Genomic DNA, 12,598 nt, shown 5'->3' with positions numbered 1-12,598 from the left:
CGTCCGCAACGGGTGGCGGCCGGGGCCGCGGGCTGCCCGCGGGTGACGGGAGGAGGGCGCGCGACGCTCGGTCGCGGCCCTGCCTCCCGTCAGTGCGCGGGCACGGGGAAGCGCGTCAGGACGAGTAGACGTGCGGGGCGAGCGTGCCCACGAACGGCAGGTTGCGGTACTTCTCCGCATAGTCCAGGCCGTAGCCCACGACGAACTCGTTGGGGATGTCGAAGCCGATGTAGCGCACGTCGACCTCGGTCTTCGCGGCGTCGGGCTTGCGGAGCATCGCGGCGACCTCGACGGAGGCCGGGCCGCGGCTGCGCAGGTTCGACAGCAGCCACGACAGCGTCAGGCCCGAGTCGATGATGTCCTCGACGATGAGCACGTGGCGGCCCGTGAGGTCGGCGTCGAGGTCCTTGAGGATGCGCACGACGCCCGACGACTTGGTGCCCGACCCGTACGACGAGACGGCCATCCAGTCCATCTCGACGTCGTGGTGCAGCAGGCGGGCGAGGTCCGCCATGACCATGACGGCGCCCTTGAGCACGCCGACGAGCAGGAGGTCCTTGCCCGCGTAGTCGCGGTCGATCTGCTCGGCGAGCTCCACCAGCCTCCCGCGGAGCTGGTCCTCGGTGAGGAGGATGTTCTCGAGGTCGTTGCCGACGTCGGATGAGTCCACGGGTTTCACTCCTGTGCTGGTTCTGCTGGGGTCTCGGCGGGCACGGTTCGCTCGGGCGAGGGGGGACGCGCGGGCCGTAGGAAGAGTCTCCCACGGGTCCGCAGTGCCCGGAGGTCGCCCGGCAGGTGCGCGGGCCCCTGACCACGCCAGTCGGTGATCATCGCGTCGAGAGTCGCGACGTGGCTCGCGAAGAGGGATCCGGCGGGACTCCCGGCCTCGGTCGCGGCGCGTCGCAGCGCCCGACGGCGCAGCGCGGCCGGGGCCGACGACAGCACCTGGGTGTCGAGCACCACAGGGGCGCCGCCCGTGCGACGGTCCTCGCCGCCGCCCGGTTCCGCGACACGGGCCTCGTCGAGCAGCCGGTCCGCGAGCTCGTCGAGCAGGTCCGCGTCCTCGCGGAGCAGGTCCGCAGTGCGGGCCAGAGCCTCCGCGACGCCCGGACCGAGCACGTCCTCGAGGACGGGAAGCACCCGTGCACGCACCTGCGAGCGCAGGGGCAGGGGCGCGCCGAGCCGCACGTCCGGTTCGGTCGCGCCCTGTCCGGTCGTGCCCTGCCCGGGCACCCCCGGTCCGGTACCGGGCACCCCGTTGGTGGGGTCGGTCCACCAGGTCAGTCCGTTCGCGGTGCACACGTCCTCGGTGTCGCTCCGCCGCAGACCCAGGAACGGTCGACGATAGACGCCCCGCACGGCGGCCATGCCCCCGAGGGACCGTGCCCCCGAACCACGGGCGAGCCCCAGCAGCACCGACTCGGCCTGGTCGTCGAGGGTGTGCCCCAGGAGCACTGCCGACGCCCCCGCGACGTGAGCGACGTCGTCGAGCACCGCGTAGCGCGCGTGGCGCGCCGCCGCCTCGAGACCACCCCGGCCCGCGACCTCGACCCGCCGGACCTCGACCGGGTCGAGGCCGAGCGCACGGCACCGGTCCGCCGCGACGGCCGCCACCTCGGAGCTGCCGCCCTGGAGCCCGTGGTCGACCACGACCGCCCCCGCCCGCAGCCCGTCGCGCGAGGCGACGAAGGCCGTCGCAGCCGCGAGCGCGAGCGAGTCCGCACCGCCCGAGCACGCCACGAGCACGAGCGAGCCGGGCGCGAGGTCGCGGACCGCACTGCGCACGGCGCGACGTGCCGCCGCCTCCGCGGGACGCGGACCTACCACGCGCGCGTCAGCCGTGGACCCGGCGCACCCAGGCACCGGGGTCGGCGATCTCGTGGGCCGAGGGCAGGTGCTCGGGGCTCGACCAGACCGCGTTGAGCCCGTCGCGCCCCACCTGCTTCTCGACCCCGCGCACGAACACGGCGCCGTCCCGGTACTGGGCGAGCTTGGCGTCCATGCCCAGGAACCTGCGCAGGACCGTGTCGAGCGTGCTGCTGCCCTGCCCGTCGCGGCGCGCCTCGAACTGCGCCCGGATGCGCCGGACCGTGGGGACCGTCGCACGCCCGACCGCGTCCATCATGACGTCGGCGTGCCCCTCCAGGAGCGCCATGACGGCCGACACCTCCTCGAGCGAGCGCCGCTGGTCGGGCGTGAGGAGCCCGTGGGCGACCCCGCCCTCCTGCCCGCGCACGGCCCGCAGGACCACCTTGCCCGCGGTCGCGAGCTTGTCGCGCAGACGCGCCTCGGCGAGCTGGCGGGAGGACTCCGATAGGCCCGCGAGGAGCTCGCGGGCCGAAGCCCGCAGATGCTCCGCGAGCCACGGGGCCGCGGCGAACTGGAGCGCGTGGGTCTGCTCGTGCAGGCACACCCACAGGCGGAAGTCCGCCGGCACCAGGTCGAGGTCGCGCTCGAGCTGCAGGACGTTCGGGGCGACGAGGAGCAGACGTCCGGGGACCGGCGTGCCGTGCGCGCTGTAGGGGTCGAACTGGCCCAGCACACGGCTCGAGAGCGCGGCCAGGACGGCCCCGACCTGCGCCGCCCCGACGAGCGCCGTGGTCGCCGACACCGGCTTGTCCCCCGCGCCCGTGAGGGAGTCCGCGACGCCTTCGGTCAGGCTCGCCATGACCTCGGTGTTGGCCCGGGCCCAGCGCGACCGGTCGACGACGTACACCTGCGAGAGCGCCGGCGCCCCCGCGTCACCGGGTCGCCCCGGGTCGGCCGGCGACATGCGCGTGACGCGCAGGACGTGCGGCACCGCTGCAGACGCCGCCTCGCGCAGCCCCTCCACGAGCGCAGCGAGCTCGTCGCGCGAGGCCGTCGGCCCCGGAGGTGCGACGCGGGCGGCGATCTGCGCGGCGGAGGTCCAGTCGACGAGCGGCGCGCCGACCACGGAAGACGTCATCGCCCCACCGTAGCCGGTACGCGGGGCCGGGCGACCGTCACCGTCGACGGGCGGCACCGTAGCCGTCGGCGGGCGGGGCGTCAGTCCGCCGAACCCACCAGGCCCCCGACGAAACCGTCCATCAGCAGACGCGCACCGTACGCGCCACCGTCGGGCAGGGCGTCCGCGAGGAGGACGAACACGAGCTGGCGGTCCTGCGCGGTGACGACCGTACCCGCGAGCGACGTCACGTTCGGCAGGCTCCCCGTCTTGGCCCGGACCACTCCCCTGCCGGGCGACGCGAGGAAGCGGTCGTCGAGCGTGCCGGACAGCCCGGCGACGGGCAGCCCGACGGCCCCTGCGCGCAGGCCGGGCTGCGCCGGGTCCGCCAGGAGGTCGACGACGGCGGCCAGCTGGGCCGCCGACAGCGCCGACCCGTCGCCCAGGCCGGAGCAGTCGGCGAGGACGGCCCCCGTCAGGTCCACCCCGAGGCGCGAGAGGCTCGCGGTGACGGCCTGCCTCGCTCCGTCGAACGTCGCGGGCAGCCCGGCGTCGATCGCGACCAGACGTCCCACGACCTCGGTGATGGTGTTGTCCGAGTGCTGGAGGAAGTACGCGACGACCTCGCTCAGCGGAGCTGACTCGACCGACCCGAGAACCTTGGCCGTCGCGGCGGACTCGCCCCGTGCGGGAGGGCCCTCGACCGTGATGCCCTGCTCCGTGAGGCGCGTCGCGAGAATCTCGGCAGCCGCGAGCGACGGGTCGGCGCTGCGCTTGGCATACTCGGCGTCGCTCAGGCGGGCGATGTCGACCGCGACCGAGGTCACGGGGGCGATGTAGCCCGCCGTCACGTTCCCGGCGAACACCGCGGGGCTGACCGTGGGGCCGGAGAAGTAGCGGTCGTCGACCACGAGGCGCACCGTCGTGCGACCGGTGAGCTTGAGCTCGCCCGCGACCTGCGTCGCCAGGTCGGCCATCCCTGCCCGACCGTTGACGGCCAACGGGTCGCCCTCCTCGGCCGCGAGCATCATGTCGCCGCCGCCGACGAGGGCGATCGTGCCGGCGTCGACCTCGACGACCTTCGTGGTGAGCGTCACCTCGGGTCCCGGGGACGCGAGGGCCGCGGCGGCGGTGAGGACCTTCTGGGTCGAGGCCGGGACCATGGGCGTCTGCGCCCCGCTCTGCGCGAGCACCTCGCCCGTCATCCGGTCCATCACGACGCCGCCCACCCTGCCGCCCAGACGCGCGTCCTGGACCAGCGCGTCGAGCGAGGCGGCGATCGCCGTGGCGTCGGGCAACGGCGCCGACTCGTCGAGGACCGGCAGCGTCTGCGCAGGTGAGGCGGAGTCCACCGCACCGGGAGGCGTCGGGAAGGGGGCCGCGGGAGCCACCGCGGGTGCGGTCGTCAGGACGCCGGGAACCACGTCGTACGCGTCGGCCGTCAGGTAGCCGCCCGCGAGGACCACCACGATCCCGGCAGTGATCCCGGTACGTGCCACCCAACCCATGTCGTCCTCTTCCCTCCTGCCGTCGGCGCCCAGGAGCGCGCCGCTCACGTGCGCATTATCACCCAGGAACCGCGGAGTCCCCGGGGTCCGGCCACCGCCGACCCAGACCGTTCGTGTCACACTAGAGGGCGCATGCTGGCCTGATACCTCGTGGTCCACACCACCCGGCCGGGTTCACCGGTCGGAACGGCCGGGGTCGCGTGCGCACGACAGCCGATTCACGACCGCCACACCGCGACCGAGCGGGTGAGCCGGTTCAACTGGAGGAGAACAGTGGAGTTCGACGTCACGATCGAGATCCCGAAGGGCCAGCGCAACAAGTACGAGGTCGACCACGCGACCGGTCGCATCCGCCTTGACCGCATGCTGTTCACCTCGACGCGCTACCCGGACGACTACGGCTTCATCGAGGGCACCCTCGGTGAGGACGGCGACCCGCTGGACGCCCTCGTCCTGCTCGAGGAGCCCACGTTCCCCGGCTGCCTGATCCGTTGCCGCGCGCTCGGCATGTTCCGCATGCGCGACGAGGCCGGCGGCGACGACAAGGTCCTGTGCGTGCCCACGGGGGACCAGCGCGCCGCATGGCGCCAGGACATCGACGACGTGTCGGACTTCCACCGTCTCGAGATCCAGCACTTCTTCGAGGTCTACAAGGACCTCGAGCCGGGCAAGTCCGTCGAGGGCGCCCACTGGACCGGCCGCACCGAGGCCGAGGCAGAGATCGAGCGCTCCATCCAGCGCGCGATCGACAGCGGGTACCACACCCCCGGTCACTGATCCTGCGCTGCCGGCACGCCCCGGACGCCACGAAGGCCCGGTCTCCCCTGAGGGAGGCCGGGCCTTCGTGCGTGGGTGCCCCTACCGGCTGACGGGGCGCCTCGCCCGGGCCGCCGCGTCAGAGTCGCCGTGTCAGGGGCGTCCGGCGTAGGGCATCGTGCTCGTCCAGCGGACGGAGCTGATCTGCACCGGCTTCCCCTCGTAGATGGCCTCGATCATCTGCCCGTTACCGATGTACATGGCCACGTGCCAGATGGTGCTCGGGTCGTTCGGGTTCGTGCCGTAGAAGATGAGGTCGCCCGGGCGGAGCTGGCTGTAGGCGATCTTGGCGACCCGCGCGTACTGCGAGCGTGAGGTGCGGGTGATGTTCACGCCGACGCTGGCCCAGGCCTGCGAGGTCAGGCCCGAGCAGTCGTAGGCAGGGCCGGTACCGCCCCAGAGGTAGGGCGCGCCGATCTTCGTGCGTGCCCAGGCGACGGCAGCCTCGCCCTTGGCCGCCCCGGAGTCGGGGGGCGTGACCGGCGGCGTCACGGGAGGAGTGACGGGCGGGGTCACGGGGGGCGCGACCGGAGGCGTCACGGGAGGGGTGACCGGGGGTGTCACGGGCGGGGTCACCGGCGGAGCCACGGGCGGGGCGACAGGCGGCGTGACGGGCGGCGGCGTGGTCGTCGAGCCGCCGCCCGCGCCGGGCGAGGGCACGCTCTGGCCCCCACGGTCGGCCTGCGCCCGCTCCTCGGCTGCCCGCCGCCGTTCGGCGTCGATCGCGTCCTGACGCTGCCGCTCGACCTCGACGGTCGTGGACCGGGCTGCGGCGAGGTCCACCAGGAGCTCGTCGCGACGGGCAGCGGCCGCGCTGACGGCGCCGTCGATGTTCTGCTGCGCCTCGAGCGCGGTCGTGTAGGCCTGCTCGGCCCGCTCGCTCGCAGCGGCCCGCGCCTCCTGGGCCGCGACTGACCGGGCGCGCGCCGAGTCGGCCAGGGCCCGCGCGGTGCGGTGCCCGTCGGCTACCGTCTGGACCTTGCGACCCGTGAGCCGCTGCGCCTGCTCGGACTGGACGATCTGGTCGAGCTCGTCGGCGTCGAGCACGACGCGGAGCGTGTCGAGCGACCCGCCGGACTGGCGGGACGCACGGTAGGTCGCGCCCATCGCGGAACGAGCCGCCGCCTCACCGGCCTCGGCCGTGGTGAGCGCGGCCTGCGCCGCCTCGACCTCGGCTGCGGCGGCCTCGAGGGCGCTCTGCGCCTCACCGGCCTCCTCGGCGGCGAGGCCCGCACGCGTCCAGGCGTCGTCCTGCTGGTCCGCGAGGGTGGCGAGGTCCGCCTCGATGTCGGCGACGCGCTGGGCCACCGCGCGCTCGTCCTGCTGCGCCGAGCGGAGGTCGTCGTCGCTCGGCGGGTCGGCCTCCGCGGCGGGTACGACACCGCCGGTGAGAGTCACGGCCAGCGCGGCCACGATCGCGAGCCGGCCCGCCCCGCGCGGCGTCCCGGGGTCCTGGGGCGCGCGACGTCGTCGGGCGGGGGTGGCCTGCTGGGGGGAAGGCTGCGAGGTCGTCACGCTCCTCCTATGCGTCGTCGGGACGGGTCTGCCGCACACGGGCGGCCGCGCGCCGCGAGGGCGGCGGACGTCCAGTCTCTCCGGCGGTCCGCCGGGCGGCGACCCGGTACACGGGTGAACAGGGCCCGCCCCGGGGTGAACATCACCCCCACGGGTCTCGCATCGCGAGACGGGGGTATCGCCGGATGAGATGCCGACCTAGTCTCGGGACATGACCTGCCGTCGAATGTGTAGCTGACCCCCAGCGCACGTTCGCCTGCCCTGCGGGCGGCACCCGGACGCACCTCGGACCGGCGACCTGACGACGACCGTCAGCCGCAGCCCCGACGTCCGGCCGGCCCCGCCCACCGCGTGCGCACCAGTCCCCTCACTGCCCCGCCGCGGACCGCCCCGGAACCAGGCCACCGGACGCACCTGCGGCTCCCTCCCCCGCACCCCAAGGAGCCACCATGAGCACCGAGCCCCGCTGGTCCTTCGAGACCCGCCAGATCCACGCCGGTCAGACGCCCGACCCCACCACCGGGGCCCGCGCGCTGCCGATCTACCAGACCACGTCGTTCGTCTTCCCCGACGCGGGCGTCGCCGCCGACCGGTTCGCCCTCAAGGACCTCGGCCCCATCTACACGCGCATCGGCAACCCGACCGCCGAGGTCGTCGAGAACCGCATCGCCAACCTCGAGGGCGGCGTCGGCGCACTCCTCCTCGCGTCCGGCCAGGCCGCGACCACGTTCGCGATCCTCAACGTCGCCGAGGCCGGCGACCACGTCGTCGCGAGCCCCTCGCTCTACGGCGGCACCTACAACCTGCTCCAGTACTCGCTCGCCAAGCTCGGCGTCGAGACCACCTGGGTGAGCGACCCGCACGACCCGCAGGCGTGGCGCGACGCGGCCCGCCCCAACACCAAGGCCTTCTTCGCCGAGACCATCCCCAACCCCAAGGCGGACGTCCTCGACATCGAGGCCGTCGCGGCCGCGGCGCACGAGGTCGGCGTCCCGCTCATCGTCGACAACACGGTCGCGACGCCCTACCTGCTGCGCCCCATCGAGTTCGGCGCGGACATCGTCATCCACTCCGCGACCAAGTACCTCGGCGGGCACGGCTCGGCGATCGGCGGCGTGATCGTCGACTCCGGGAACTTCGACTTCTCCAAGGACCCCGAGCGGTTCGCGAGCTTCAACACCCCCGACCCCAGCTACAACGGGATCGTGTACGCCCGCGACCTGGGCGTGGACGGCATCCTCGGCGCGAACCTCGCCTACATCCTCAAGGCGCGCGTGCAGCTCCTGCGGGACCTCGGCTCGGCCATCTCGCCGTTCAACGCGTTCCTCATCGCCCAGGGCATCGAGACCCTGTCGCTGCGCGTCGAGCGCCACGTCGAGAACGCCAAGACCGTCGCGGCCTGGCTCGAGTCGCGCGACGACGTCGTGTCCGTGGGGTACGCGGGCCTCCCGTCGAGCCCCTGGTACGCCAACGCGCAGAAGTACACGCCGCGCGGTGCGGGCGCGATCGTCACGTTCGAGCTCGACGGCGGCGCCGACGCCGGGCAGGCGTTCGTGTCCGCGCTCACGCTCCACTCGAACGTCGCCAACATCGGCGACGTCCGCTCGCTCGTCATCCACCCGGCGTCCACGACGCATGCCCAGCTCAGCCCCGAGGAGCAGGTCAAGGCCGGCGTCACGCCGGGCCTCGTCCGCCTGTCCGTCGGGATCGAGCACGTCGACGACATCCTCGCGGACCTCGAGGCGGGGTTCACCGCCGCGAAGGCCGCACTGGGGTCCGACGCCGCGACCGCTGCCTCGGTCGCGGCGGAGTAAGGCGCCGGGACACGCGATGACGATTCTGGACGGCCGGGGCGCGCCCGGTGCCCCGGCCGTACAGTGGACGGCGATGACCTCTCCGGCTCCCTCCGCGTCCCCGCGCCCGCTGCGCGGGTCGGACTCGCGTGCACGGGCCAAGGCGCCCGTCCCGGCCTCGGCCGCGTGGCGCGAGGGGGACGACGCCGGGGACCGCCTCTTCGCCGACGTCGGCACGTTCGACCTCGAGGCCGGGGGCAGGCTCCCGGACGTGCGCGTCGCGTACGAGACCTGGGGAACGCTCGCACCCGACGGCTCCAACGCCGTGCTCGTGCTGCACGCACTGACCGGGGACTCGCACGTCGTCGGTCCGACCGGACCCGGTCACCTGTCCGCGGGCTGGTGGGAGGCGATGGTCGGGCCGGGCGCCCCCATCGACACCGACCGGTACTTCGTCGTCGCGCCCAACGTGCTCGGCGGCTGCCAGGGCACCACGGGCCCCGCGTCCGACGCGCCGGACGGCCGCCCGTGGGGCGGGCGCTTCCCCCGCGTGACGACCCGCGACCAGGTCGCCGTCGAGATCGAGCTCGCGCGCGCCCTGGGCATCACGTCGTGGGAGCTCGTGATCGGCGCGTCCATGGGCGGGCTACGCGTCCTCGAGTGGGCGATTCTCGGCCCCGAGGCGGGCATCACGGTCGAGTCGGTCGCGGTCATCGCGTCCGGTGCCCAGACGTCGGGCGACCAGATCGCGTGGGCGCACCCGCAGCTCGGTGCGATCCGCGCCGACCCGCAGTACCGCGGCGGCGACTACTACGACGTCCCCGACGACCAGGGGCCGCACGTGGGCCTCGGCATCGCGCGGCAGATCGCGCACGCGACCTACCGCAGCGCACGCGAGCTCGACGAACGCTTCGGCCGCCTGCCGCAGGGCGGCGAGGACCCGTTCACCGACGGGCGCTACGCAGTCCAGTCCTACCTGGACCACCACGGCGACAAGCTCTCGCGCCGCTTCGACGCGAACTCCTACGTCGTGCTCACCGAGTCCATGCTGACGCACGACCTGGGCCGCGACCGCGGCGGCGTCGATGCGGCCCTGGGCCAGATCACGGCCCGCGCGCTCGTCGTGGCGGTCGACACCGACCGCCTGTTCCTCCCCGAGCACTCGGCACGGATCGCCCAGGGCATCCCGGGCGCGCAGCCGCTGCGGCTCCTGCACTCGGAGTTCGGGCACGACGGGTTCCTCATCGAGTTCGACCAGCTCGGGCCCATGGTCACGCAGTTCCTCGGGGAGCGCGCGCAGGTCTGAGCCTCTGGAGCTCAGTGGCTGGTTCGCCGGGCCCACACCCGTCCCATCCCTTGCGCCGTGCGTGACGCCGCGGCCCGCACCCGGCACGATGTCACCATGACCGCAGACCTGGCCGAGGCCACCGCAGCCCTCCGTACCCAGTGGGACCGCCTCGAGAGGTGGCTCGGGTCGCTCGACGACACCCTGGACGACGCGGTCGACCAGCCCAGCGTCCTGGACGGCTGGACCGTGGGTGAGCTCGTGTCCCACCTGGGCCGGGCCATGGACGCGCTCGTGGCCGCAGGCCCGGTCGCCCCCGGCACCAACCCGCTCACGCTCGCCGAGTACCTCGGCACCTACCCCGAGCGCGCCGAGCAGATCGCCCAGGTGACCCGCGCCCTCGACGAGGAGATCGCGGCGGACCGCCTGGCGGCCGTCTCCGGGTACGCCCGACGCGCGTTCGCCCGGCTCGACGACCTCGCCCCCACCGAGACCGTGGTCCAGGCCCGCCGCGGCCCCATCACGCTGCGCGACATGGTGGTCTCGCGCCTCATCGAGCTCGTCGTGCACGCCGACGACCTGGAGCGCAGCCTGCCGGGCGTCGCCGAGAAGGCCGTCGACCGGGGCGCCCTGGACCTCGTCGCGGCCGAGCTGCTGCGCATCGTCGTGACGCGCGGCGGCTGGAGCCTCGAGGTCGTCGACCCTCGCCTGTGGGTCCGCCTCGCGACGGGCCGCATCCCCTACGACGTCGACGACCTGGCCCGCGCGCTCGCGCCGCTCCACACCTCGGACTCGGTGCCGGACCTGGGGCGCATGCTGCCGCTGCTCTGAGCACGCCGCCGGGCCACGGGCGGGTCCGCCGCCCCAGGCGACCCAACTATGCTCGACCGGTGGTGAACGACGTGCGGGTGACGGTCCTGGCAGGCGGAGTGGGTGGCGCGAAGCTCGCCCACGGCATGGAGCTCGCGGGAGCCGACCTCACGGTCGTGGTCAACACGGCCGACGACGTCGAGCTGCACGGCCTCGCGATCAGCCCGGACCTGGACACCGTGACGTACACGCTCGCGGGCCTCGCCGACGACGTGCGCGGCTGGGGCCTCGCCGGGGAGACCTACGCGACGCTCGACGCCCTGCGCCGCCTGGGCGAGGACACGTGGTTCACGCTGGGCGACAAGGACCTCGCGACGCACGTCGCGCGCACGGCCCGCCTGCGCGCGGGGGCCACGCTGACCGAGGTCACGGCGCAGATCACCGGCTCGCTCGGGGTCCGCTCGCGCCTGCTGCCCATGACGGACGACCTCGTGGCGACCGTCGTCGAGACCGCCGACGGGCCGCTGGGCTTCCAGGAGTACTTCGTCGCGCGCCAGCACCGCGACGAGGTCCTGGGGCTGACGTTCGTGGGCGCCGAGCAGGCGTCCCCGGCCCCGGGCGTGCTCGACGCGGTCTCGGGGGCCGGCCTGCTGGTCGTCGCCCCGTCGAACCCGTTCCTGTCGATCGAGCCGATCCTCAGCGTGCCCGGCGTGCGCGACACCCTCGCGTCCTCGCCGGCCCGCCGCGTCGCGGTGAGCCCGATCGTCGGCGGCCGCGCACTGAAGGGCCCTGCGGCGTCGGTCCTCGCGAGCCTGGGGCACGACGTCTCGGCGCTCGGCGTCGCGCGCCTGTACGTGGGGCTGGTCGACGTCATGTGCATCGACGAGGCCGACCGCGACCTCGCGCCCGCGATCGAGGCCTTGGGCCTCGAGGTCCTCGTGACGGACACGGTCATGGGCGGGGCGCAGGGCCGCGAGCGCCTGGCGCGCGAGCTGCTCGCGGCATCGGCATGACGCCCGACGGCGCCGCTCACCCCGCGGTCACGGGTGCGGCGGGAGCGTCCCCGGGCCGGCAGCGTGTCGTCGCCGTGGTGCCGCTGCGCGACGGCTCGTCGGGCAAGTCGCGGCTCGCGACCGTGCTCGACCCGGCCGAGCGCAGCCGCCTGATCGCGACGCTCGCGCGGCACGTGGTGCGCACGCTGCTCGCGAGCGGGTCCGTGGAGCGGGTGCTCGTGGTGACGTCGGACCCTCGTTTCACGTGGCGTGCGCTGGGGAGCCTGGTCGAGCCGGTGCCGCCACCGATGGACGACGCCCCGCCGACGGTGACCGGCACTCCCGCCGAGGGGGACGGCGACAGCGCCGAGGGCGACGGCCCCGGCCGCCTCCAGATCGTCCTGCAGCCCGCGAGCCGCCCGGGGCTGAACGCCGCGCTCGACGTCGGCCTGGAGATCGTCGCGAGCCTCGCCGACCCGGCGGGCCAGGGAGCAGGTGGCACGGCCGTGCGACCCGTCCGGCTCCTCGTCGCCCACGCCGACCTCCCGGCGCTCACGACCGACGACGTCGAGGCCCTGCTCGCCGAGGACGCGCCCGTCGTCGTCGCGACCGACCGGACGCGCTCGGGCACCAACCTCCTGGCGCTCGACGCCGAGGCACCGTTCACGTTCCGCTTCGGCGTCGGGAGCCTCGAGGCGCACCTGGCCGAAGCCGAGCTGCGGGGCGTGCGCGCCGTCGTCGTGCAGCGGACCGGGACCGCGGTGGACCTCGACACGCTCGACGACTGGTCCGAGCTGCCGGGCGACGTCCGAGCCCGCGACGACCTCGCGGACCTGCACGCCGCCATGGACCGGGCCCGACGGGGCTGACACCGCCGCCAGGCTGTCAGAACCCGCGAGCACCAGAGGTCACGCTCGCTCTGACGAGCACGCGGGAGCGGCCGGTGGCATCGT

11 protein-coding genes are annotated in these 12,598 nt (G+C 74.4%); 6 read left to right on the top strand and 5 right to left on the bottom strand.

Annotated features, from left to right (window positions below):
• Positions 1-115: 115 nt before the first annotated feature.
• The 4 genes from hpt to dacB all read right to left on the bottom strand — a co-directional run bounded on the left by hpt (position 116) and on the right by dacB (position 4,482).
• Positions 116-670 carry a hypoxanthine phosphoribosyltransferase gene (hpt, locus tag ACZDYF_RS00430; RefSeq protein ID WP_030144051.1) on the bottom strand — a complete coding sequence of 185 codons (555 nt, stop codon included), beginning with the start codon at positions 668-670 and terminating at the stop codon, positions 116-118.
• A 5-nt stretch (positions 671-675) separates the two neighbouring features.
• Entirely contained in the window at positions 676-1,827 is a 1,152-nt protein-coding gene (gene tilS, locus ACZDYF_RS00425; RefSeq protein ID WP_475051596.1) for a tRNA lysidine(34) synthetase TilS, read from the bottom strand.
• Positions 1,828-1,834: 7 nt separating this feature from the next.
• Positions 1,835-2,947 carry a zinc-dependent metalloprotease gene (locus tag ACZDYF_RS00420; protein WP_475051590.1) on the bottom strand — a complete coding sequence of 371 codons (1,113 nt, stop codon included), beginning with the start codon at positions 2,945-2,947 and terminating at the stop codon, positions 1,835-1,837.
• Positions 2,948-3,027: 80 nt separating this feature from the next.
• Positions 3,028-4,482, bottom strand: a complete 1,455-nt coding sequence (gene dacB, locus ACZDYF_RS00415; protein ID WP_475051585.1) for a D-alanyl-D-alanine carboxypeptidase/D-alanyl-D-alanine endopeptidase — start codon at positions 4,480-4,482, stop codon at positions 3,028-3,030.
• 225 nt (positions 4,483-4,707) lie between these two features.
• Here dacB and ACZDYF_RS00410 point away from each other — a divergent pair, with 225 nt between their 5' ends.
• A complete protein-coding gene (locus tag ACZDYF_RS00410) occupies positions 4,708-5,211 on the top strand; it encodes an inorganic diphosphatase (RefSeq protein WP_056645206.1) in 504 nt (167 codons plus the stop codon).
• A 132-nt stretch (positions 5,212-5,343) separates the two neighbouring features.
• Here the strand turns inward: ACZDYF_RS00410 and ACZDYF_RS00405 are convergent, their stop codons facing one another.
• Complete coding sequence (locus ACZDYF_RS00405) at positions 5,344-6,765, bottom strand: C40 family peptidase (RefSeq protein ID WP_475051576.1); 1,422 nt, start codon at positions 6,763-6,765, stop codon at positions 5,344-5,346.
• A 449-nt stretch (positions 6,766-7,214) separates the two neighbouring features.
• Between ACZDYF_RS00405 and ACZDYF_RS00400 the strand changes: the two genes are divergently transcribed.
• The 5 genes from ACZDYF_RS00400 to cofC all read left to right on the top strand — a co-directional run bounded on the left by ACZDYF_RS00400 (position 7,215) and on the right by cofC (position 12,514).
• A complete protein-coding gene (locus ACZDYF_RS00400) occupies positions 7,215-8,579 on the top strand; it encodes a bifunctional o-acetylhomoserine/o-acetylserine sulfhydrylase (RefSeq protein ID WP_400273864.1) in 1,365 nt (454 codons plus the stop codon).
• Between the two features lie 73 nt (positions 8,580-8,652).
• Positions 8,653-9,864 (top strand): homoserine O-acetyltransferase MetX, encoded by a 1,212-nt coding sequence (gene metX, locus ACZDYF_RS00395; RefSeq protein ID WP_225226726.1) that lies wholly within the window; start codon positions 8,653-8,655, stop codon positions 9,862-9,864.
• A 96-nt stretch (positions 9,865-9,960) separates the two neighbouring features.
• The gene (locus ACZDYF_RS00390; protein ID WP_475051570.1) at positions 9,961-10,674 is read left to right on the top strand and encodes a maleylpyruvate isomerase N-terminal domain-containing protein; all 714 of its coding nucleotides are present in this window, start codon (positions 9,961-9,963) and stop codon (positions 10,672-10,674) included.
• 59 nt (positions 10,675-10,733) lie between these two features.
• Entirely contained in the window at positions 10,734-11,666 is a 933-nt protein-coding gene (gene cofD / locus ACZDYF_RS00385; RefSeq protein ID WP_475051567.1) for a 2-phospho-L-lactate transferase, read from the top strand.
• Positions 11,663-12,514 (top strand): 2-phospho-L-lactate guanylyltransferase, encoded by an 852-nt coding sequence (cofC, locus tag ACZDYF_RS00380; RefSeq protein ID WP_475051564.1) that lies wholly within the window; start codon positions 11,663-11,665, stop codon positions 12,512-12,514. The genes cofD and cofC overlap by 4 nt, the downstream gene beginning before the upstream one ends.
• The last annotated feature ends 84 nt before the right edge of the window (positions 12,515-12,598 follow it).

The organism is Oerskovia sp. PE-21s (genome assembly GCF_056158145.1).
Note: the sequence above shows the minus strand (reverse complement) of the source record. Positions and strands in the feature narration are given on the sequence as shown.

Bases quoted from the DNA above. Each gene is read 5' to 3' on its own strand.
- ACZDYF_RS00420 (WP_475051590.1), bottom strand. From the start codon at position 2,947: ATGACGTCTTCCGTGGTCGGCGCGCCGCTCGTCGACTGGACCTCCGCC.
- ACZDYF_RS00400 (WP_400273864.1), top strand. From the start codon at position 7,215: ATGAGCACCGAGCCCCGCTGGTCCTTCGAGACCCGCCAGATCCACGCC.
- metX (WP_225226726.1), top strand. From the start codon at position 8,653: ATGACCTCTCCGGCTCCCTCCGCGTCCCCGCGCCCGCTGCGCGGGTCG.
- ACZDYF_RS00390 (WP_475051570.1), top strand. From the start codon at position 9,961: ATGACCGCAGACCTGGCCGAGGCCACCGCAGCCCTCCGTACCCAGTGG.
- cofC (WP_475051564.1), top strand. From the start codon at position 11,663: ATGACGCCCGACGGCGCCGCTCACCCCGCGGTCACGGGTGCGGCGGGA.